This is a genomic window from Arenibacter arenosicollis (assembly GCF_014397245.1).
In the GTDB taxonomy this organism is placed as follows: domain Bacteria; phylum Bacteroidota; class Bacteroidia; order Flavobacteriales; family Flavobacteriaceae; genus Arenibacter; species Arenibacter arenosicollis.
Genome location: NZ_JACLHY010000019.1, coordinates 1 through 23,141 on the forward strand (window position 1 = coordinate 1; position 23,141 = coordinate 23,141).

Here is a 23,141-nt window from a genome sequence, read left to right on the forward strand (position 1 = left end):
TTCCGACTTTTGTCCCATAAAAAGGTCCAAAAGCCACCTTCCCTTGTCAAGGGAAGGAGCAAATGTTATTGCTATATTTAGGAAATACTTGAGAATTATAGCAATGAAAAAAGAATAAAGGGTTCCTCCCCCTAGAAGGGGAAGGTGTTCTGCTTCACCTCAAGTGAAGTGGAACGGAAGGAGTGATTAACGGAGGGTCAATTGTTGTTCAGAGCTGGATCCCTTCCGACTTTTGTCCCATAAAAAGGTCCAAAAGCCACCTTCCCTTGTCAAGGGAAGGAGCAAATGTTATTGCTATATTTAGGAAATACTTGAGAATTATAGCAATGAAAAAAGAATAAAGGGTTCCTTCCCCTATTAGGGGAAGGTGTTCTGCTTCACCTCAAGTGAAGTGGAACGGAAGGGGCGATTAACGGAGGGTCAATTGTTGTACAGAGCTGGATCCCTTCCGACTTTTGTCCCATAAAAAGGTCCAAAAGCCACCTTCCCTTGTCAAGGGAAGGAGCAAATGATATTGCTATATTTAGGAAATACATGAGAATTATAGCAATGAAAAAAGAATAGAGGGTTCCTTCCCCTAGAAGGGGAAGGTGTTCTGCTTCACCTCAAGTGTATTGGGACGGAAGGGGTGATTAACGGAGGGTCAATTGTGGTTCAGAGCTGAATCCCTTCCGACTTTTGTCCCAGAGAAAGGTCCAAAAGTCACCTTCCCTTGTCAAGGGAAGGAGCACAATGATTATTATTTTTGAGAGGGATATGAAGCCTAAAAAGATACATAACAGACCTGAAACCAAAACAAATAGAATTCAGCTTCGAAAAAACCTGACTTCAGCAGAAGCCTTTCTTTGGAACGAATTGAAGGGAAAGAAATTGAATGGCAGGAAATTTAGGAGACAACATGTTATAGGTATTTATATTATGGACTTTTATTGCTCTGAGGAGAATTTGATAATAGAATTGGATGGAGAGGTTCATAATCATGCAATCGTAGGCGAAAATGACGACAAAAGAACTGCATATTTGAATAGGAATGGATACAAGGTTATCCGTTTTGAAAATAAAATGGTTTTTGAAAATTTGCTCAGCGTTTTACAGGAAATAAGGGATAATTTTAATGATAAAAAAGAATAAAAAGCTCCTTCCCCTAGAAGGGGAAGGTGTTCTGCTTCACCTGAAGTGAAGTGGAACGGAAGGGGTGATTAACGGAGGGTCAATTGTTGTTCAGAGCTGGATCCCTTTCGACTTTCGTCCCTGAAAAAGGTCCAAAAGCCACCTTCCCTTGACAAGGGAAGGTGCTAATGATATTGCTATATTTAGGAAATACATGAGAATTATAGCAATGAAAAAAGAATAGAGGGTTCCTTCCCCTAGAAGGGGAAGGTGGACCAATCCACGGCTGAGTGGATTGGGACGGAAGGGGTGATTAACGGAGGGTCAATTGGTGTTCAGAGCTGGATCCCTTCCGACTTTTGTCCCATAAAAAGGTCCAAAAGCCACCTTCCCTTGTCAAGGGAAGGAGCAAAGTGGTTGATATATTGGGGGAATAAGGGATGATGCACTGAGCACAGATTTTAATTGTTATATTGTGGTTTAATACAAGTTATTCGGGAAGTTATATGAATATAAAGGATAAAATAAAAGAGCTTGCACAAACCTATAGCCAAGAGTTTGTAGGTATCAGGAGGTATCTGCACCAGCACCCGGAACTGTCCTTTAAAGAGTATGGAACCTGTACCTATGTACGGCAGCAACTTACAGCTATTGGAATCGGCACTATTGAATCTGTGGCTGAAACAGGTTTATTGGCTACTATTCATGGAACTAATAAAGGCAAAACCATCCTTTTAAGGGCGGATATGGATGCCCTACCCATTCATGAAGAAAATACGGTGGAATACGCTTCCCAAAATAAGGGGGTTATGCATGCCTGTGGCCATGATGTACATATGACCTCTTTGTTGCTGACCGCTAAAATATTATATGAGCTTAGAAATGAATTTTCTGGAACTGTAAAATTATTATTTCAACCAGGTGAGGAAGTAATGCCAGGTGGGGCTACCTTGGTAATGAAAGAGGCCGCCTATAAGACCTTGGGCCCAATTCCCCATTTAGGTCAGCATGTGATGCCAAATCTTCCTGCTGGGAAAGTAGGTTTTAGGCCTGGACTGTTTATGGCCAGTATGGATGAGATTTATATTACTGTATTAGGAAAGGGCGGTCATGCAGCTGTACCTGAAGAATGCATAGATCCCATTCTAATTGCTTCCCATATTATTGTGGCTGCCCAACAAGTGGTCAGTAGAATGGCATCGCCTAAGACTCCCAGCGTATTGTCCTTTGGTCGCATTATTGGGGATGGTGCCAACAACGTAATACCGGACAAGGTAACTATTGAAGGTACTTTTAGGACCTACGATGAAGTGTGGAGAACGGAAGCGATTGAAAAACTCACTAAGATGGTGAAATCCATTGCAGCAGGGATGGGAGCGGAATGTATAGTAGATATTCCAAGAGGATATCCACATCTTAAAAATGATGTAGCCTTGACCAAATCCATGAAACAAGGTGCAATATCGTTCCTAGGAGAAGATAATGTAGTTGACTTGGATTTATGGATGGCCGCCGAAGATTTTGCTTACTACACCCAAAAAAACCAAGCCTGCTTTTATTTGTTGGGAGTGGGGAATACTGAAAAGGGAATTACTTCTGGCTTGCATACCCCAACCTTTAATATAGATGAATCTGCCTTGGGGACAGGTGGGGGATTAATGGCATGGCTGGCTTTGGAGTCTCTTGCTTAGGCATTGATCTTTCAGCATGGATACTTGCGACAAGGATGCCTACAGTTAAGCCCTGTGCTAGGATGAAAAATACCTCTTCTTATTGAGTGATATTCGTGTTGGGACTAAATGCTGGCCTTTTGCAGTTATGGGTGGAATAAATAAATGGCTTTATGGTAACCAATTAATGTTTTGTTTACTTTTAGGCATTCCATCGGTGCGTATACTATGAAAAACTATTTGCAGTATTTTATTAGTTTTCTGTTTGTGCTAATGATCTATGCCATTCATATGCTGCCGGTGTCGGATAGTATGCTGAATGAAAACAACACTAAACTATCCCATGTTTTTTTGGCTTCCCAGATTAGATATCATCAGGAATTTGCACCCTTTGCGAGACGCCCATTAACATCTTTGTTGATCGAAGGTTCATCCGGTATTTTTGGGGTGACCTTGGGTGAGTCTTTTGTTCTTGTCAACCTATTATTGTTATTTGTCAGTGGGATATTGATATATATCATTTCAATAAAGCTTAATGCTACAAAAGGTCAGGCACTATTTAATCAAGTTGCCTATTTTTTGACATTTTCCATTCTTTTCGCTTTTTTCCCTCCGGTTTTCAGCTATGATGAGCCGCTTCAGTACTGTTTGATCATGCTCAGTGTATTGGCTTTGATCCAGCAGAAGTGGCGGCATTATGTCCCATTATTTTTAATGGCCACCATAGCTAGGGAAAGTACTGTTTTTCTTTGGCCCGGCTTGGTAATTATATTTTCTGGTCTAAGTTTGAAATCAAAAAATATGTGGTCGCCAACAGTAAGAAAAAAATTGTTCCTGCTTTTTTTACCCCTTCCCTTATACGGTATTTATTTGGGGATATTTTTATGGGCAACCGGTATTTGGAAGGAAACCTCCGAGGTGGTCGCCAATAGACTCAGTTGTTACTTTGAGAATTTTGGAACGTATTCCAGCTCCGTAGAAACTATAGTATCATTTTTCTTGGTATTAGGTCCCAGTCTTTATTTTCTTTATATGTCCATGAAGCCAAAGGCATTTACCCTTTTGGAAAAAAAATACGTATTGGCCTTTCTGGTTGCTCTAGTGATAAATTCTCCCATTGTAATGGCAGCTACTTTGGCTAGGGAAACAAGGCTATTTGCATTGCCACTTTTTTTTATATGGCCTTTGGTCGGACAATTGTTTGGAAAGGATTTAACCCTTCTATCCAGGCCTGGTCTGTATCTGGATTGCTTTAAGAATTGGCGTTATAGAATCCTTTTATTGGCTTTGTGCCTAATAAATTATATGGTTTCGTTTAAGCTGTATGTTCCCAGTTTTCCTGCCAAGGATAATTTTTTTAATGAATATTTATTTGTACTTCTTTTAATGATATCACTGCACTTTGTTCTTGTTACTTTTAAGGATAAAAATAGGGGCACTGTAGGATAGGATTGGTCCACTCCAATAATTGTGGAATGCTATATTTAAGGAAAGTATAGTGGTTTAAGTTTTTAAACCCAGCAGGTAATTTTATATTGAAACCAATTTATTCCCTGACCTTTCTATGAACTACAGGAGCTACCAAATTGGGGTCATGGGGTAATGTGGATTGTTCAAATTCCAGTTTGTGTTCATTTCCCAGGTTATCATAGGATGCCAATACTATATCTAAATAGCCTTTTTCTATAATACTTTTGTCCTCGTCATTAATGGCATCATACTCATATGCCGGCAGTGCCTTGTAGGCATAGACTTTACCGTTTTCAAAGTAGTATTCTTCAACGCGATCTGTGACATCAATTCTTGTATACCCTAATTCAAATTGATCAAACAATGCTAATTCCTCATGGGTCAAGAAATACAAGGTACAGTTTAATCGTATGTCCTTATTCTCTATAATATTTAGAAAAATAGACTTTTCGTAAGGTATGGCATTGTTATTTTTAAGATAAAAGGACTCATATTTTATATATTCTGCAGGAAAATTTGGATCGTTATTGGGGGCTACAAAATTCCAAGCGCGCTGCATACCGTTGAGATGTATCCAATAGATAGGATCTTGGTATTTTCTTCCTAGAATTTCCTCAAGGCTCTCCAAAGAGGATAACATTCCGTAGCCGATCATTCCTACTTTGCCTTCTTGGATTTTTATAACGGACTTGCCATTCATTTGCTTACATTCTAAATTAATGATACAGAAGAAAGTTAAAATTTAATATGAATAAAGGTCATTTCAAAGCATCTTAACTAAGATTTCTTTACCAGATAACATGATGACGACTTGCCCAAATTTAGCTTAATTCACCAAATAATTGATATATACTTTTTAAAATATTTCATACAAAGCCTTGGTCCTATAATCGAATATTTCGTTCAGCTTTGCTTTAATAATCAATTCATTGGCTATACTCCCCAAGAAGCCCAATGGAGGTTGGTAGCTAACAATATCGGTCATTAAAGTCCCGTTGGATCTAGATTCTATAATATGCTGATGATGCCAAATCTTATATGGACCTACTCTTTGTTCATCCACGAAATAGCTATTTTCTTTTAAGTGCGTAATTTCTGTGACCCAAGTAGTTTTAATCCCTAATAAGGGAGAGACCTTGTAGCTTATAATCATGCCTGCATACATTGTTGTGGGAATATCTGCTGAAGTAATATCAAAGCCCATATAATCCGGGGTTATCTTTTTTAGATTGGTAGGGTTGGCAATAAAATTCCATACTTCTTCAAGACTGGCATTAATTTCTTGTGTTTTTTTAAATTGATAAAATCCCATGTGTACTAAATGTATTAATTAGAATTTGATTTCTTTCTTAATAATAATGAAAATACGAGGGGCAGCGTTGTAATTAATATTAAAGAGAGGAAGATTAGTCCATAATTATTCTTGACCCAAGTAATTTCACCAACAAAAAAACCTGTCAATAAAAAAAGGCTTATCCATAAAATAGCCCCTAAAACAGTATTCTTTAAAAATAAACGGCGTTCCATATAGACCATACCGGCCAAAAATGGAATATAGGTTCTAATAATTGGGAAAAAACGTCCAACAATTATGGCCCTTCCCCCGTGTTTATCATAAAATTTCTGGGCTTTTGGCAGATGTTTCAACAAGTAGTTTTTTAGAAAATAATTTTCGCTGCGTTCCAATTTTTCACCCAAATATTTTCCAGTGATAAAATTTAGAAGGTTTCCGATAATGGCGGCTATTATAAGAATTACCAGCAAAATCCAAATGTTTAGGTTGGTCGAAGCGGCAACTACTCCGGCAGAAAACAATAATCCATCCCCAGGCAAAAAAGGAAAGACGATAAGGCCGGTCTCGAGCATAATGATAAAAAAAAGTAGAACATAGGCGTAAAAAACATTATTGGCCACCAAGGCCAATAAAGCATCATCGGTATGCAATATTATTTCGAATAACTTGTCCATTGTAATTTAATTATTTAGAATCCCTTAATTATTTCAGTTGGAAATAATGCGGTAAGGAGGTACTTCGTCTTGTATTTAGGGTAAGATTGATGCCTTAATATTGGCACGGCAACAATGTTGTGGTATTTGTGTTTTGGCAAAAGGTAGATTTTCCATTGTAAAAATAGTTTATTAAATGTACGTAATATCTCCTATGATAAGATGTGGTCCTTATTAAATATTAAGTAAGGTTTAAGAAACTGTTCTTGTTTTTTTATTGTTAAACTAATTTAAATTTGTTGGGGCATGCTAGATAAACAGCCTTAAGGTGAAATATTTGGCAAAAACCAGGGAGGAATTGATTATAAAAAAACGTAGTCACACAATACAAGATGTGACTACGTTTTTTATGAATATAAAAATCGGGTTTTTCGCCCTTTGCTGCAAGTATCTAAGAAAGTACTATTGGACCTTAATTCTGTATTATTCTAAAATTAAACAAAGGTAATACCTTGTTTTGCGCAAATCTCCGCTACCTTTTGAAAGTCTGGTGGGCCAGGTGGTAGTTGGGATAATTCAGTGAACATATGTTCTATCCCGGCCGGAAAGGCAGAGGTAATCATTTTGGCATTTTCCGTGCCTACAACTGTCCAGGAATGTGGGATGTTTTTTGGGGCAAAGGCCACATCACCTTCATTTAAAAGCGTGGTTTCCCCATCGACCATTATTTCGACCTGTCCTTTAATTACCCTAAATATTTCATCTTCCTTAGTGTGGATGTGCGGCGGTATACCTACTCCCGGGCCCACGTTATCCACCCATTCCACGATCTGGCTTCCCGTTTCGCTACCCACTAATTTATGGGTCTGTATATCCCCTATTACATTTAGAACATTTCCTTCCTCGTCCTTAATAATCTTGGGTTCCGTTTTATCTGAATAGTCATTGTTTGCTGAGACCGACTGACATTGTATCATTCCTGGTACCAATGCAATTCCCAACCCTATTCCAGATGCTTTTAAAAATTTCTTCCTGTCCATAATATTGTTTTTAGAAATAGCAAATTAGGCTAATACTTAAAGCAATGGAATGTGAAAAACAGGGTATATCCTTAGATTTTGCAACTTTTAGTTTTCTCTAAGCATGGATGGGGTAATCCCAGTGTGTTTTTTAAAAAAATAGCTAAAATAATCTGGAGAGGAGAAGCCCAGTTCGTAACAGATTTCTTTGATGGTTTTATCCGTAAATTTTAATTGGTGGCGAGAGCTCATTATTCTTTTCTCGGTAATAATGGCCTTGGCGTTTACCCCAATGGTTTCCTTTATACATTCATTTAAGTAGTTGTCGGATACGTTGAGCATCTCCGCATAGTCGCAGACTTTATGGTTCACGGAAAAGCGTTTGTCTACCAGTTTTTTAAATTTATAAACGAGTGCCTTTTTTGAGTTGTTTTCCGATATGACCGATTTAATGTTGCATTGGCCGTCACAATAGACAAAAATGGTATTCAATAAGGATATTATAGCGTCGTCCTTATGGTTAAGTTCCGATCCAATCAGCTCGTCCAGCATTTCCAAAATAGACTGGATCCTTTTTTCTATGCCAGGGGAGAGATTTATTTTAGGAATTGCATCTGAAGCAAATAGCCTTATTTCATTAATGTGGAGTTTGCTTAACAACGGGTTGTCCAATATCTCTTGGGATAAATACAAAATATAGCCAGAGGATGAGTCCGAATTTTCCTTTAATAATTTCCATTCGATACTAGGGTGAAGAAAGAAAATTGAATTTGACACATTTCTGTACAAAACCTTGTCTATTTCAAGTGATTTTACTCCGTTTTGAATCCAGAAAACCGAATAGTACCCCTCCTTTTTTTTGGAAGTGGTTTTGTTTGCTATTCTCGATATTTTTATGGCTTCTGGATCCATAGATAAAAGTGCAGTTCGTTTTATATTGGTATTAGTTGGGCCGCAACGATTTTCGGATGGAAAATGCGTTATATAAATATGCAAAAACTTTAGGGGATTAGCAAGGTTGGTATATGATATTTGCTTGGAATCTTCCGTGCAGGACAGTATATTAGTAGAATGGCGATGATGGAGTAACGCGAGTTCTAATGGTTTTTAATTTCTAATGCGTTGAATAGGGTTATGTTGTCTGGTTTAGCCTGCCTTCCTCAGGTATGCGCATCCCGATGGTTATCGGGAGAGACCTAATTTTAGATTTAATTGTCAAAAACCTCTCGACAGCGCTCCGGGAGACAAAAATATTATCTTTAATTAATTGATAATCATTCCTGTGACTTTCATTTTAAATATATTTCACCTTAAATTACTACTGATCCGACCATACGCCAAGTTCGTTTCCGGAAGGGTCTTTAAAATGGAATCTTCGTCCGCCAGGAAAGGAAAAGATATCTTTGGAAATTTCATCCCCACTTTCCACAATTTTATTTTTTATGGTGTCAAGACTACTATGGTATAATATAGCCAATGCACCATTTTCAATTTCATTATTTGTCTTTTCAAATCCACCTTCAATTCCACTGTTGGAGAAAGCTACATAAGTGGGTCCATAATCTGTAAAGTTCCAATCAAAGGAGGTTTCATAGAACTTCTTTATTTCTTCGAGGTCCTTTGCTTTGAATTCTATATAGTTGATATGCTTGTCTTTGGCTTTCATTTAAGGGAGTAGTTTTTAATTGGACTCTAGTTGCAGAATTAGATTATCCATGGTTTTGGCAATGACCTCCGGATTTATATTTTCCTTGATGGAAATATGAGCGTGATTTTTACCTTCTTTGCTTTGACCAAAATGCCATTCGTTACTCCCATCTTTCTTTACGGAAACACAACCATTGGTGTTGAGGTTGAAAAACTGGGAACTTGTATCCTTATCCAAAAGTATTACCGATGCTTGGTCCCAGGCAGGTCGGCCAGTGAAATTGTTATAAAGTTCATAGCTTCGGTATACAGGATTGGAGGTGTTTAATTTCGACTTTAAATAATCTCCGCCTGTAATAATTTGATTTCCCAATTCCCAGCCGCAAAAAATAACTTCCTTTTCCCAATTGTCAAGGCAATACACCGTGGAGGCCGGATCTGGGCGATGAAAATTGGCTTCCAAGCCCTTTGGATATGTTCCGCCCATACAAAGCCATTTTTTTACTTTTTTGTTCACGAGTTCTTTTCCTTTCAATGGGGAAATTTCATCGCCTTCAGATTTCAACAAATTTTGAAGACTGGTCAAATGCCCAATGGTAACTATAACAACTGAATTGTCCTTGCTTTCGTGTAGAAGCTTTCGGTATAGTTCCGCAGCTTCAGTGGTTTGATCTATTGAAGTTATGGCGTGTGGAAATTCTTCACTAATCTGCCTGGTGTATTTGGAAAAATTAGCGAGATTATCCTGTTGTTTCAAAAAGCCAATCGGGATATCCGCCTGGTTGTAAAAGGTGTTTATGGCGTCTACACATTGATAAGAATAATTGTCGGAACTGGTGACTATCACCCCAATTAAATCTATTTTTCCCAGTTTCTGATAGGAATGCAACATGGCCAAAGCTTGTACATCATCAACATCGGAATCAATGTCCGTATCCAGAATAACCTTGGTTTGAGCGGTACAATGGATAGTTAGTAAGATCAGGGGAAGCCAAAGTATTGTTTTCATAAATGATTATGGGATGAATTATTCTTGGACTGAAAACGTTTTTAACATCCCTTTTTTCATAGTATTGGGCACTTCTGAGATAAAGGCGTAAAAACCTGGTTCAAGATCCACTTTGAAATAACCAATGCTACCGGCAGGACTATCATTAACGCCTCCCAAAAAAGTAACGCCTTCTGGGGCGGGGGTGATAAGTCCTTTGGGATCGGCCCAATTCATCCAACTTTCAAGAGCCTCAAGATTGGTGGTATCCGCTAATTTAACCAAATTTACATCATGTCCTACAAAATTTTCATGTACAACTTGGTCTTTAAATTCTACGGAAAAGACTTGTGGACCTTTTGTAATGGATCCACTATAGTTAATGCCTTCAGTACTGGAAATAGTAATAATTGTAGTAGGAGAAGGAGGCGAAATGGTACTTTTTTCATTAGATACAATGATTGGTTTTGCCATGCCCATCGAGGAATGAAATTTTCCATTGGGCATTTTTACGTAACACTCCAAAATGTAATATCCAGGTTCCAATTTAACTGTAGTAGTACTGTTCTTATTTGGTGAAACCAGTCCAGATCCTCCTGAAAATACTACTTCAAAAAACCATGCGGGTAGATTGTTGAATTCGGCATAACCTGCTTCTGTTTTTCCTTCATTAATTAAATCCATTCCCTTGTCGAAGGGTGGAAAGACTTCATTTTTTGTGTCTTGGATCGTCTTGCCTTCGGGATATTTGTCCAGTAAAAAGAAATGTGTTTCTGTAGATTTGTTTTGATAATTAAAAGTATTCCAGCCATATGGAATTGTATCGGGGCTTTTAAAGTCCATAACCGTTGTTGTGATCTGGACAATGCTATCCTTTTTGGCAACTAATTTTTCGTCTGTGTTAGCTTTTTTATCCGGGCCACAACTGTGCAGTATAAACGCTGAAATAATTAATATTTTAACTGTATTTCCGTGGGTTTTAAAGAAGGGTTGTAGTGCTTTCATAGTTGTAGTTTTTTCCAATGTATATAGTGTAAAACTCTAGCGGGCATTTCATAATATGAACAGCACGCCAAGGTATGTTCAAATCTATACTTTGGGGAATCTTTTGACCGGAGGGAGTTTTGGAGGGGGAATTTGTTGAAACAAAATACGAATGAAATCAGTAAAAAGCAAATGTTAAAAGCTTAATTTAAAAGGTGTTGTGAAATCTATTTTTTATGACAGCTCTATATTCCATATGCAAATTAAATAATGCCATTCTACGATAACTTATTTATGATTGGTTCTTGGAAATGAAAATGCTTCTCATATTGGTACTCCCTCCACTAATCAATATCCCTTATTGCTTCCATGTAATTTAGATCATGTAGAGCTTATTTTTGGAAATAATTAAAAATCCCATTCGCAATGATTTGATGCCCATCTGCATTTGGATGGTTTACCTGAGACATAAATTTTGAAATGCTATCTCCTTCTATAATTTTCTCTTGAAACAGGAGGTAGCTGTCCACAAGACCAACACCGTTCTCCTCGGCTAATTGCCTAATTTGATTTTTGTGCTGTTCCAAAACATTATTGGTTTCCATAATGTTTATTCTTTGGTCGGGGGAAGGCGTTAAAAGAATTATTTTAATTCCTTTTTTTAAAGCTTTACTAATCATTTTGTTCCATGCGTCATATGATATTGCAAGTCCAACCCCTGTATCGTTTAAGGCATAATCCAAGAAAAGAACGTCAGGTTTATGGTTTAGGACTTCGGACTCAAACCGTTGGGCTCCGCTTACTGAATTTTCACCACCAATGGAGGTATTTATAATGTTGACCACTGCAAATGGATATTGTTCTTTAATTCTTTTTAGTAGTTGAAATGGATAGGAGTCCAAGGTATTGACATCAGGTGTCCTAAAATATCCTGCCGGAACCGAATGCCCGTGAAAAACTAAATTTATCGTTCTATTTTCCGGCCATTTTTTATCAAGTTGTTCTTTAATATCCTTTAAATAATCTGAAGGAGTGGCAATCTTGTTTTGAGCATTTGTAAACCAGGAAAATAGTAATGTTATTACTATGGTGAATTTTATTTTTTTCATTTCGTTTGTTCTCAAAAGGGTTACAAAGAGGTTTAAAGCCACACAAAACCATGTTGAAAAGGTTTGAGCAATGGCGTCATTGGTTTAGGATATCTTTTTATTAATGGATACATTTCTTATAAATAAAAATTATAGTAGCTCCATTTTTACCCAAAAAGACCAAATTAAAAATAAAGTAATGCACAGAGTGATTCCATATAGCAGAAGAATGGCAAGCATTCTTAAAAGAGTCTTTAACCAGCTACGTTTGTAGAGGTGTAATTTTCCGAAAAATAGGTAAATAGGTATGGATGCCATTAAGTAATTTTCCGGATAATAAGTACGAATGGGGAATATAAGTTTGAGACAAATGATTACGATAAACAATAGGAAAACGAAAGTGTGTTGATTTATGGCTAGGACCAGGTGACTATAATAATATTTTTTGCTTTTTCTAAATATCATCCACAGGAAGAATGCGTAAACGGGCATAAGAAAGAATAGGGACCACGAAACGAATTTAAGGAAGCTATCCATATACATTTTAGGATTATTTAAGACCTTTCTTAGGGCATTGGACAATTTCTCAGGTGCAATGGGTGTATTGCCAAAATTTAATTGGTTGGTACCTAAGGAATCGGCAGAAGTATTATTGTGGTTGACCTGTTTATCAATAGATAGGTTTATTTCCTGTTTGTCTATTTCACTAATTTGAATTTTTCTTCCAGCATAGATAGACAATAACAAAAAGAATATGAAGCTCATAAATATATAAAGCCTAAACGGTGACATATACCTTGCCCGATAACCACTTAAATATTCTTCTACGAATTTTCCGGGACGGAAGATTAAAGATGACATGGATTTCCATATCCTGGTATCAAAGGCAAAAATATTTCCTACAAGATCAACAATTAAAAAACGAAAGGGTTTTTCAAATTCGTATACAGACTGACCGCAATTAGGACAGTATTTACCTGTAAATTGTGTTTTACAGTTCTTACATTCGGCATTTTCCAGTTTTTCTAAGGTCTCTTCGGAATTAATTTTGTTTCGCTCGGTCATTTTAAAAGGTCTTTTGTTTTAGGTGATTGGCCATATGGACAAAATGGAACACTGCGAAATGAACAATAGTTGGCTCTATCTGGTTTGGACCTAACAGTTTGGGAAAGTTGTAATCCCCAGTTCTAAATTAGCCTATACATTATACCCGCTGGTTTTACCAAATTTACATCATTTCCCAGAAAGATTTCATGGGCAATATTAGCTTAGAATTCTACAGTAAAACATGACTCCCCAGTACTGTGTCAACTTTAATCATTATCTTAAGTATCTCTACCAATGATCGGACATTTTTATATTTGAACAAAAACTTTACCCATATAGGTTGAGGTGATGGTCGGGTTTTTATGTAGTACCATCAAAAGCAGCTATGGAGATAGAAGCTAATTCCTGATTATTTTTTAAGATGTGGGCTCCTCCCTCGAATTGCAATAAAATATTTACACTTTTTTCTATCTTTAAAAAAAAATTGAACATGGATGTTTTAAAAAGGAATAATGTAAATATTATTGGAAAGGGAAGTCAGGTTATCATGTTTGCCCATGGCTTTGGATGCGATCAGGTTATGTGGAGATATATTACCCCAGCTTTTGAAGAGGATTATAAATTGGTTTTGTTTGATTATGTGGGCTGTGGTAAATCCGATATCGGCCAATATAATGAGGATCGTTACGGCTCTCTTCATGGTTATGCACAAGATGTTCTAGAAATTTGCAATACACTAAGCCTAGAAAATGTTATCTTGGTGGGGCATTCCGTAAGTTCCATGATTGGCATGTTGGCCTCAATTCAACAACCGGAATTGTTCCGTTCATTGATTCTGGTGTGTCCTTCCCCTTGTTATATTAATAAGCCTGGCTATACAGGAGGCTTTGAGGAAAAGGATTTACTAGAACTTATGGAGGTCATGGAAAACAATTATGTTGGCTGGGCTAGTTTTTTGGCGCCCGTGGTTATGAAAAATACAGAAAGACCGGAACTGGTTCAGGAGCTTGGAGAAAGTTTTTGTTCTATGGATAAAGAAATAACGGGAAATTTTGCCAAAGTCACTTTTTTTTCGGATAATAGGAAAGATCTTCCTAAGGTAAAGGTTCCTAGCCTCATTCTTCAGTGTACCGAAGATGATATTGCCAGTGACAAGGTGGGCGCATATGTTCAGGATAATCTAAGGCACTCTGAAATATATCATATGAAGGCTACTGGACATTGCCCACATATGAGTGATCCCGAAGAAACGATTAAATACATAAAGCAATATTTACAAAAAGAAAATATTTCTGCCTAGTTGAACGATTGAATTAAATGAATCTGTGAATTTTAAACCCCCGTGCTATATTTTTTCTTTTTCGGTAGATGGTAATCTAGCACACATAAACCAGTTGATGCTTAGTCATTTGGAATATGATGAATTGGAAGTCATTGGTCGCCTCCGCTTTGAAGACTTACTTACTGGTGGTAGCCGGATTTTTTATAAGACCCATTTTTTGCCAATGTTATTGATGCAGGGTAAGGTAGATGAAATGTTCCTGTCCTTAAGTTCCAAATCTGGCAAGGAATATCCAGTTCTTATGAATATGGTCCTATCGGGTAATTCGGACACTCCGACGGTAGATGCCGTAGGTCTTCATATGGCTAAACGCAATAAGTACGAGAAAGGAATTCTTGAGGCCAAGCAAGCAGCAGAAAAGGCACTTAAGGAGAACGATGTGTTGTTGAAAATGAAGGCCGAGTTGGAAAGGCACCAGGAATTACTGGAACAACAATTACGGGAATTAAAACGTATTAATAAGGAGCATGTGGAATTTAATAAAGTACTTGCCCATGATATGCAGGAACCTTTGCGTAAAATACAACTATTTGCAGGTCTCCTTGAAGGGAAGACTGAGAAAGAGGGAGTTGGGGAAGAATTTGGATCCTATCTTAAGAAACTTCAGGGTCTTTCAGAATATTCGCGTGACTTATTGATGCGGTTACAGCACTATCATTCCTTGGAAAGTAGGATTAACAACTTCACCACGGGCAACTTGGAAGAAATGATTCAAGCGGCCATCTCAAAGCTGAGTATCCCGGAGATTCAGCCAGATTTGACCCACTTGAGGGTAAAGGATGTCCGTGGAGATATACCAAGACTGACATGGGTATTGAAGGAATTATTGGCCAACGCATACCAATTCCGAACCCAAGGGAAACCCTTGTACATCGAAATTTCATCAGACTTGATCAAGGATAATTATTATAAGACTGTACAAGACGCCTACAGGTATACGGACTTTATCCAAATACGGATTAAGGACAATTCCCAAGGATTTCCGATTAACGATCAAGATAAAATTTTTGGACTTCTACAAAAATTTCATGTCGGAAGTGGCACAGGCTTGGGACTGGCTTATTGTAAAAAGATAGTTGATCTTCACTATGGTCATATTTTAATAAAGGACATTGCTGGGGGAGGGTCGCAATTTACAATTTTACTACCCTACTTATCATGAGTAATAATGAACCCTTATACAAGGCGTTATGAATTTATAACTCTAAATCCATTTTTTTTGAATATATATAAGTTCTAAAGAAATTTATTTTATTATTTAAATAAATAATGATATTGAACCTAATAAGGGCATGAATATCACAATTCTGAACTTCCTTTCTTTATATTTGCGGCCTTACATTAAAGGAAAACTTATGATCACGAGCAACGCATATTTTGATGGGACAGTAAAATCCTTAGGTTACACTTCTGCTACTGGAAAATCTACCATTGGTGTAATGGAACCAGGAGAGTATGAATTTGGAACCTCTGCCAAGGAAACCATGATTGTCGTCGAAGGGGAATTAATAGCCTTGTTGCCAGGCGAATCCGAATGGAAATCGTTTAAGACTGGCACTTCTTTTAAAGTGGGGGCCAATACTTCTTTTAAGGTAAAATCGGTAGGGCAAACATCCTATTTGTGTCAATACGAATAAAGGAAATTTTCTGATTTTAAGTTAATAGGCTAATAGATCAGTAAAAATTACTAGTCTCTTATGACTATTTTAATTAATGGTTATTGGGGGTCGGTCTTGGTTTATTAGCAAGTTTCAATGGCTTTACATAATCTGGTTAAATTCCAGTTTTTCGCCATCCAGTCCTCGTATAGCAAAATATTTACACCCCTTTTCCCAAAAATTTAGGAATACAGGCTTTTCCTCTACCATTGTAAAACCCGCCTCTTTAAGTTCGTGAAATGCTTTTTCAACATCGGCCACATCAAAAGCTATGTGGTCCACATGGCCATCTTTGCGCGATTTTAATTCCAAAAGGTCGTTTTTGGTAACCTGGTATAGCTCAATGATCACTCCCCTTTGTTCCATCATTGCCACAAGTATGGTGTCGTTCTCTTCCGGAACATCTACATGGGAATCCATGATCCTCTTAAAACCCAGGGATTCGTAAAATTCCAAAGAAGCCTTTAAGTTGGAAACAGGTAGTCCAAGGTGCTGCAGTCCGTTGAAATTGTCTTGGAGAAATGTTTTTCTTTGGCTCATAAATATTCATTTTAATCTTGTATGTAAGATAACGAATTATTCGCATCGCCATTATTTTTGGACTTCGAATACTTCCTTCCTTTAAAATAAAAGGAGCTTGCGAAGGAGTTAACCCAGATCAATATTTATCGACTGTCAAAATACCCCGTTTAAAATTAGAATATTTCCTTATTCTTCAACAGCTGTTTTAAGTTTTTGTCAGCTTGTGTTTAGTGCTTTAATCCAGTCTTTTAGGTTTGGAACTATGTCAAATATAAAATCGTAATTTAGGCATTCCTCCATTTCTCAAAGAACCATTGTATTAATTTTGAAGCCATAATGAATTTTAAGAAGAAGTCAATATTAACCTTATTTTCCATTGCCATTACGGCCTCTGGTATTGGGCAATCCGAAACGACAGCTACGGATCGTATATTAAGTGGTAAGAATTTTCAATTTCTGGAAACATTGACCAAAACAATAATTGATAGTTCCCGTATTTACCCAGGCCAGAAGGTTGCTGATCAAATGGGTAACAATAACACAGGAATGGTTTTGGTGAAACCGGGAGGTAGGGGGAGTTATCCTGCTTTTTGGATTCGTGATTATGCCATGTCTTTGGAATCGGGATTTATTACCAAGGAGGAACAAAGAAATATGTTAATGTTGACGGCTTCTACCCAAGCCGATAGAACATGGATTACCAAAAATGGATCCTTGATTCCTTTTGGTGCCATTGCAGATCATATTCGTATGGACGATAGTCTGCCCATATACTTTCCCGGAACGTATAGTTTCGAGGAGCAGGGAACTCCGCAATTCGGTAGGACCCCGCCTTACGGCGATCAGTTTTTCTTTGTTCAAATGGCTCATTATTATATAAAAACTACAGCAGACCTAACCATTTTGGAACAGGAAATTAATGGTACCAGGCTTATAGATCGACTTGAAATTGCGTTTAATGTACCTCCATCAAGATTGGATAATCATATTGTTACTACCACGGATCATTTTAGGGGCATCGATTTTGGTTTTAGGGATGTTATGACCATTACAGGGGATCTTTGTTACCCGTCCATCCTAAAATTTAGGGCGGCCTTGAATCTTGTGGAATTATTTGAAAAACTTAACAACCCAGCCAAGGCGGAAAAATACAGTATGATAGCCAATAAAATCAAGGAGGCATTACCGTTGGTGTTTATGGATGAAAGGGGCATGCTTAAAGCATCAAATGGAAAAGGAAGTCAGGCCGATGTTTGGTCCACGGCCTTAGCGATTTATTACGATATCTTAAGTAAGGAAAATACTGAAAGAACAAGCCGGTTCTTGTCCCACGCTTATGAAAAAGGCCACCTAGCATACAAGGGGAATATTAGGCACATTTTAACCACGGATGATTTTAACGAGTCCACAGCCTGGGAATTTTCATTGGCCCGGAAAAACACCTACCAGAATGGGGCATATTGGGGAACTCCAACGGGATGGGTATGCCATGCCATAGCTAAAACCAATTTTAAACTTGCCCAGAAATTGGCCCAAGAATACATAGAGGACCTACGTGTAAACGATTTTAGAAAAGGGGTGGAATACGGAGCGCCCTATGAATGTTTTCATCCTTCCGGACACAAACAAAACCCATTGTATATGACTACGGTAAGTTGTCCCTTGGCTGCGTTTAGAAAAATTGTAAAACCTTGATCTTCAAAGAAATTTTATAAGTACGTTCTTTCAGGGTTTATTGGCCTTTCCATGGCAACATTAAAGGCAAGTGTTAATTTTTATTTTTAAGTCTGGGATTGTTTCAACAAAATCATCACCAATTTAAAAAGTTACAAATTCGAAGATGACCGTCGATTCTTAATAAGGGTCACATCAGGGAATAATACTGCCTCATCACAATCGGAATCCATGGCCTCGCGGTTACGGATTACGGTATTAAGCATATTTTAAACACCTGGTACAAGCCATAATAAAATAGTTACCAATGATTTTGTAGCCGGTATTTAATCCAATGATTTCCCGATGGTAATATTTCGAGCTTTCGTTATTTACAAGAAATTTCTGATTGTTTTTTCTTTATTGGTTATAATATAGGGAGAATTTATGCCTTTAACTTTTTCATGTATATTTATGAATATTTTGTAAATATTTAATTCATTAGTGGATTCTCAAGTTCTTTTTGTTTTAAACAATGCTAAATACGGCTTAAAGGTTTAACCGTGCGCATACTTAATCCTAAATAATAGGAGATGAACAATGAAAGTCAAAGGGTAGAGCTTTGTTAAGGTTAGGGTTTTCCTTCTTAAAGATGAATGGAATACGAATGTATTATAAACTGTGAATTAGAAAAGGATTAGAAAATTGACATATAATTTTTTATTTAAAATGGCAAAATCTGTTTGTATAAACAGTATTTATATACTTTCTTGGATTTTGACTATCCTATTTTTAGGGTCCTGCAATGACTCATCAAATAAGGAAATAAGTTTCAATCGCGATGTTCGCCCCATCTTAAATAGTAAATGTTTAAGATGTCACGGAGGGGTTAAGGCCAATGGAGAGTTTAGTTTGTTATTTGAAGAAGATGCATTTAGTAAAACACAATCCGGTAAACCTGCCATTGTGCGGGGGAACCATGAAAAAAGTGAACTGTATAGAAGATTGGTATCCAAAGACCCGGAGATCAGGATGCCATTTGAGTCTCCACAACTCTCCCAGGAGGAAATTGATATCTTGGCCAAATGGATCGATCAAGGGGCGAAATGGGAAAAACACTGGGCGTATATTCCTCCTAAAGAAAACATTGTACCCCCGGTAGTAGTCGATAGTGGTTGGGCCAAGAATCCGATAGATCAATTTGTATTTTCCAAATTAAAGGAAAAGGGACTATCTCCTTCAGTAAGAGCAGATAAGAATACTTTGTTGAGAAGGCTTTATTTAGATCTAACGGGACTTCCACCGACCATTGAACAGGCCAATGCATTTTTGGAGGATAATTCCTCGGATGCATACGAAAAATTGGTAGATGAATTATTGGGGTCTCCGCACTTCGGGGAAAGATGGGCCAGTATGTGGTTAGACCTGGCACGATATGCAGACTCCAAAGGGTTTGAAAAGGATACCAATCGGGAAATTTGGAAATTTCGGGATTGGGTAATAGCGGCCTTTAATAAGGATATGCCCTTTGATCAATTTTCAATTGAACAATTGGCGGGGGATATGCTTCCGGAGCCAACGGAGGAACAGTTGATCGCCACGGCATTTCATAGGAATACGCTTGCCAATGATGAAGGTGGAACGGATAATGAAGAATTTAGAGTGGCCTCTGTTGTGGAAAGGGTAGCAACGACCTACGAAGTCTGGCAGGGCACTACAATGGCCTGCGTTCAATGCCATAGTCACCCCTACGACCCTTTTAGGCACAAGGAGTTCTATGAGACCATGGCATTTTTCAATAATGCGGCCGATGACGATTCCTATTTTGAACGACCCAAACTTTTTACCTATTCCAAGGAGAATAAAAAAGAAGTAGAAGGCCTTATGGAATACATTAACGGCCAATTGCTGCCTAGTGACGGGCAAGTGGCCAAGTCACGGTTTTTGTACGATCAGAAAGAGGCGTTGTTGACGCATTTGGGATATCGGCTCAAAGAAGCTGAGGCATTTGATCAAACCAGTCCGTTTATAGAATTGGATGAGGGCCTGAATTTTTTATGGCAGATCCAGGATAGTTCATGGGCCAGTTACAATAACGTTGATTTAAGGAAAGTTAATAAAATGGGCTTTTTGGTCTCTGCTACCCTAGATTATGCAGGGGACATTTCCATTCATTTGGATTCGCTCAATGGCAGAAAAATTGGTGAAGTACGCATTGGTAGTACGGAAGGATCCAAACGTGTTGAAAACGGCTTCAAAGTAAAAGAGTTTAGTGTTCGAATACCGGAGATTGCAGGTGAGCACGATGTTTTTTTGCAGTTTCACAAAGGCGAGAGCTATGTGGCACATCTTTTCTATTTGGATAAGATTTTCTATTATGAAAAAGAACCTCTTATGGAAAAGTATGATGGGGAAATTAAACGGAAACTGGAGAAGCTTGCCCAAATCCCGACCACAAGTACTCCCATAATCCAGGAATTACAAGGGGACGAGAGCCGTAAAACCTTTATATTTGATCGGGGCAGTTGGTTAAATTTGACGGAAGAGGTCAATATGGGGATTCCAAATATCTACGGTATCCCGGAAAATAAAGAGCCGGGCAATAGGTTGGAATTTGCCCAGTGGATGGTAAGTGGTAAGAACCCGCTTTCCGCACGTGTTGTGGTAAATCGTTTTTGGGAACAGATCTTTGGAAGGGGCTTGGTGGAATCTATGGAGGAATTTGGTTCCCAGGGCAAAGACCCAAGTCATCCGGAATTGTTGGATTGGATGGCGGTAAAATTGATGAAGGAATACAAGTGGAGGGTAAAACCTTTATTGCGCGACTTGGTCCTATCGGCTACCTATCGACAATCGTCGAATTCGCATCCCGAGATAATAAAATTGGACCCGGCCAATAACTGGCTTTCCAGAGGGGCGCGAAAACGTCTTTCAGCGGAGCAGATCCGTGATGAAATTCTGTCGGTGAGCGGCCTGTTGAACCGAACGATCGGAGGGCCGAGTGTTATAAATGCAGATGTTGAAATTGCAGGTGGCTGGAACACACTTCCAGAATATGTAATTCAAGGGGACGATGCCATGTATAGGCGTTCAATATATACATTTTGGAAAAGGGTCAACCCCCCTATGAACATGATCGTATTCGATAGCCCGGATAGGTCGGCCTGTGTTTCAAGTCGGGTGCTGACGAATACACCCTTACAGGCCCTTAGTTTACTAAATGATAAAACCTTCTTTGAAGCTTCGCAGGAATTGGCAAAACAGATGTTCGAGGCGGACAAGCAGCTGGAGAATCAAATAAAATTCGGATATTTCAAGGTGATGGGCAAAAACATTAAGGAGGAAAAATTAATGCAATTGACACAGCTATATAACGATGCACTTTTGCATTATGTAAATAATATGGATAGTTCGGAGTTTCCTGAGGTAGCACTGGAGTATTCAGGCAAAAATAAATCTAGGTTGGCGGCACTGACCATGGTGGCCAATGTATTCCTAAACCTGGATGAATTTATTGTAAAAGGATAATATGGTAATATGGATATTTTAAACGAGGCACATTATCGCGAGAGCGAATATAATACCCGGAGGCATTTTTTAAAAAATTGTATTTCGGGCATGGGGGCCATGACACTCGGTTCCATGTTGGGAGGAAATTTGTTCGCGAACAATTCGCCCTCGCCTATTACAGATAATGGAATCCCCCATTTTTTGCCCAAGGCAAAGCATGTGATCTATTTGCACATGGCAGGGGCGCCATCGCAACTGGAGCTTTTTGATCATAAACCTGTGCTGAATACATTGAATGGACAGGATTGTCCCCCATCCTTACTGGAAGGCAAACGTTTTGCGTTTATTAGGGGTACTCCTAAAATGCTGGGCTCGCAGGCCAGTTTTAATCAGTATGGGGAATCCCGTAGCTGGGTTTCCGATTATTTGCCAAAATTTTCCAGCGTGGTGGATGAGATCAGTTTTCTAAAAGCCGTGCATACGGAAGAGTTCAACCATGCTCCGGCACAGTTTTTAATGCAGACTGGATCGCCAAGACAGGGACGCCCCTCATTGGGCAGTTGGGCCACCTATGGATTGGGATCGCCAAACGAAAACCTGCCCGGCTTCATCGTTTTGCTTTCGGGAGGGGTGGTCTCCGGTGGAAAACGCCTTTGGGGAAGTGGATTTTTACCTACCGTATATCAAGGGGTACAATGTCAGTCCAAAGGTCCCGCGGTCAGGAACCTACAAAACCCTAAAGGTGTGGATGCAGCACTGAGAAAACAATCTGTCGATGCCATAAACAAAATAAATGAACTGGAATATCAAGAATCAAGGGACCCTGAAATCCTAACGCGAATGTCACAATATGAACTGGCGTTTAAAATGCAGACATCGGTGCCGGGGGTTATGAGTATAGATGGTGAACCGGAATATATTAAAAAGCTATATGGCGTAACTCCTGGGGAAAGCTCCTTTGCAAATAATTGTCTTCTGGCAAGAAGGTTGGTAGAAAATGGGGTGCGTTTTGTTCAGCTATATGATGACGGATGGGATACACATGGGGTCGGCGCAGGCAATGGGGTAGATGTTGGGCTGTACAATAAATGTAGTAGGATCGACCAAGCTATGACTGGACTTCTTACCGATTTAAAACAAAGGGGACTTTTAGAAGAAACCCTAATTGTTTGGGGCGGTGAGTTTGGCAGAACTCCCATGATGGAGGCAAGATCGGGGCAAGGTTTCTTTGGACGGGACCACCACGGAGAGGCCTTTACCATGTGGATGGCAGGAGGAGGTGTTAAAAAGGGGTTCACTTTTGGCGAAACGGATGAAATAGGCTATTCGGCCATAAGAGGTAAGGTCCATGTTCATGACGTACAGGCAACAATTCTTAACCAATTGGGGTTGGACCACGAAAGGCTTACCTTTCATTTTCAAGGCAGGGATTTTAGACTTACGGATGTGAGCGGCAACGTGATCAAGGATATTTTAACATAGCAGA

At 38.6% G+C, this 23,141-nt stretch carries 21 protein-coding genes; 9 read left to right on the top strand and 12 right to left on the bottom strand.

What is annotated here, in order from left to right; translation table 11 throughout:
• The first annotated feature begins 732 nt into the window (after positions 1-732).
• From H4O18_RS16090 to H4O18_RS16100, 3 genes are all read left to right on the top strand, one after another.
• Positions 733-1,131: an endonuclease domain-containing protein gene (locus tag H4O18_RS16090; RefSeq protein WP_246474342.1), complete on the top strand. Its 399-nt coding sequence runs from the start codon at positions 733-735 to the stop codon at positions 1,129-1,131.
• A 485-nt stretch (positions 1,132-1,616) separates the two neighbouring features.
• Positions 1,617-2,801, top strand: a complete 1,185-nt coding sequence (locus tag H4O18_RS16095) for a M20 metallopeptidase family protein (protein ID WP_187586422.1) — start codon at positions 1,617-1,619, stop codon at positions 2,799-2,801.
• Between the two features lie 207 nt (positions 2,802-3,008).
• Positions 3,009-4,229: a hypothetical protein gene (locus tag H4O18_RS16100; protein ID WP_187586424.1), complete on the top strand. Its 1,221-nt coding sequence runs from the start codon at positions 3,009-3,011 to the stop codon at positions 4,227-4,229.
• 97 nt (positions 4,230-4,326) lie between these two features.
• On the opposite strand, the gene H4O18_RS16105 is transcribed toward H4O18_RS16100, so the two are convergent.
• From H4O18_RS16105 to H4O18_RS22400, 11 genes are all read right to left on the bottom strand, one after another.
• Positions 4,327-4,950 carry a hypothetical protein gene (locus tag H4O18_RS16105; protein ID WP_187586426.1) on the bottom strand — a complete coding sequence of 208 codons (624 nt, stop codon included), beginning with the start codon at positions 4,948-4,950 and terminating at the stop codon, positions 4,327-4,329.
• Positions 4,951-5,106: 156 nt separating this feature from the next.
• A complete protein-coding gene (locus tag H4O18_RS16110; protein ID WP_187586428.1) occupies positions 5,107-5,562 on the bottom strand; it encodes an SRPBCC family protein in 456 nt (151 codons plus the stop codon).
• A 14-nt stretch (positions 5,563-5,576) separates the two neighbouring features.
• The gene (locus tag H4O18_RS16115; protein WP_187586430.1) at positions 5,577-6,218 is read right to left on the bottom strand and encodes a VTT domain-containing protein; all 642 of its coding nucleotides are present in this window, start codon (positions 6,216-6,218) and stop codon (positions 5,577-5,579) included.
• 473 nt (positions 6,219-6,691) lie between these two features.
• Positions 6,692-7,237 carry a cupin domain-containing protein gene (locus tag H4O18_RS16120; protein WP_187586432.1) on the bottom strand — a complete coding sequence of 182 codons (546 nt, stop codon included), beginning with the start codon at positions 7,235-7,237 and terminating at the stop codon, positions 6,692-6,694.
• Positions 7,238-7,324: 87 nt separating this feature from the next.
• Entirely contained in the window at positions 7,325-8,128 is an 804-nt protein-coding gene (locus H4O18_RS16125) for a helix-turn-helix domain-containing protein (RefSeq protein WP_187586434.1), read from the bottom strand.
• A gap of 406 nt (positions 8,129-8,534) precedes the next feature.
• On the bottom strand, positions 8,535-8,882 hold the full coding sequence (locus H4O18_RS16130) for a VOC family protein (RefSeq protein WP_187586436.1): 348 nt from the start codon (positions 8,880-8,882) through the stop codon (positions 8,535-8,537).
• Between the two features lie 15 nt (positions 8,883-8,897).
• Positions 8,898-9,872 (bottom strand): nucleoside hydrolase, encoded by a 975-nt coding sequence (locus H4O18_RS16135; protein ID WP_187586438.1) that lies wholly within the window; start codon positions 9,870-9,872, stop codon positions 8,898-8,900.
• 18 nt (positions 9,873-9,890) lie between these two features.
• Positions 9,891-10,856, bottom strand: coding sequence for a hypothetical protein (locus H4O18_RS16140; RefSeq protein ID WP_187586440.1), 966 nt, complete (start codon positions 10,854-10,856; stop codon positions 9,891-9,893).
• Positions 10,857-11,227: 371 nt separating this feature from the next.
• On the bottom strand, positions 11,228-11,944 hold the full coding sequence (locus H4O18_RS16145; protein WP_187586442.1) for an SGNH/GDSL hydrolase family protein: 717 nt from the start codon (positions 11,942-11,944) through the stop codon (positions 11,228-11,230).
• A 129-nt stretch (positions 11,945-12,073) separates the two neighbouring features.
• Positions 12,074-12,988: a DUF3667 domain-containing protein gene (locus tag H4O18_RS16150; RefSeq protein WP_187586444.1), complete on the bottom strand. Its 915-nt coding sequence runs from the start codon at positions 12,986-12,988 to the stop codon at positions 12,074-12,076.
• A 342-nt stretch (positions 12,989-13,330) separates the two neighbouring features.
• A complete protein-coding gene (locus tag H4O18_RS22400) occupies positions 13,331-13,462 on the bottom strand; it encodes a hypothetical protein (protein WP_281387356.1) in 132 nt (43 codons plus the stop codon).
• Here H4O18_RS22400 and H4O18_RS16155 point away from each other — a divergent pair.
• From H4O18_RS16155 to ppnP, 3 genes are all read left to right on the top strand, one after another.
• Complete coding sequence (locus H4O18_RS16155; protein ID WP_281387357.1) at positions 13,461-14,270, top strand: alpha/beta fold hydrolase; 810 nt, start codon at positions 13,461-13,463, stop codon at positions 14,268-14,270. The two genes, H4O18_RS22400 and H4O18_RS16155, sit on opposite strands and share 2 nt — an antisense overlap.
• A gap of 25 nt (positions 14,271-14,295) precedes the next feature.
• The gene (locus tag H4O18_RS22510; RefSeq protein ID WP_222942440.1) at positions 14,296-15,474 is read left to right on the top strand and encodes a sensor histidine kinase; all 1,179 of its coding nucleotides are present in this window, start codon (positions 14,296-14,298) and stop codon (positions 15,472-15,474) included.
• Between the two features lie 193 nt (positions 15,475-15,667).
• Positions 15,668-15,949: a pyrimidine/purine nucleoside phosphorylase gene (gene ppnP, locus H4O18_RS16165; RefSeq protein ID WP_187586450.1), complete on the top strand. Its 282-nt coding sequence runs from the start codon at positions 15,668-15,670 to the stop codon at positions 15,947-15,949.
• Positions 15,950-16,072: 123 nt separating this feature from the next.
• Here ppnP and H4O18_RS16170 read toward each other — a convergent pair whose 3' ends face one another.
• Entirely contained in the window at positions 16,073-16,510 is a 438-nt protein-coding gene (locus tag H4O18_RS16170; RefSeq protein ID WP_187586452.1) for a VOC family protein, read from the bottom strand.
• Positions 16,511-16,828: 318 nt separating this feature from the next.
• On the opposite strand from H4O18_RS16170, the gene H4O18_RS16175 reads away from it, so the two are divergent.
• The 3 genes from H4O18_RS16175 (at position 16,829) to H4O18_RS16185 (ending at position 23,137) form a co-directional block, all read left to right on the top strand.
• Positions 16,829-18,187 (top strand): glucosidase family protein, encoded by a 1,359-nt coding sequence (locus tag H4O18_RS16175; protein WP_187586454.1) that lies wholly within the window; start codon positions 16,829-16,831, stop codon positions 18,185-18,187.
• A gap of 687 nt (positions 18,188-18,874) precedes the next feature.
• A complete protein-coding gene (locus H4O18_RS16180) occupies positions 18,875-21,673 on the top strand; it encodes a DUF1553 domain-containing protein (RefSeq protein WP_187586456.1) in 2,799 nt (932 codons plus the stop codon).
• A 9-nt stretch (positions 21,674-21,682) separates the two neighbouring features.
• Entirely contained in the window at positions 21,683-23,137 is a 1,455-nt protein-coding gene (locus H4O18_RS16185) for a DUF1501 domain-containing protein (protein ID WP_187586458.1), read from the top strand.
• Positions 23,138-23,141: the final 4 nt, after the last annotated feature.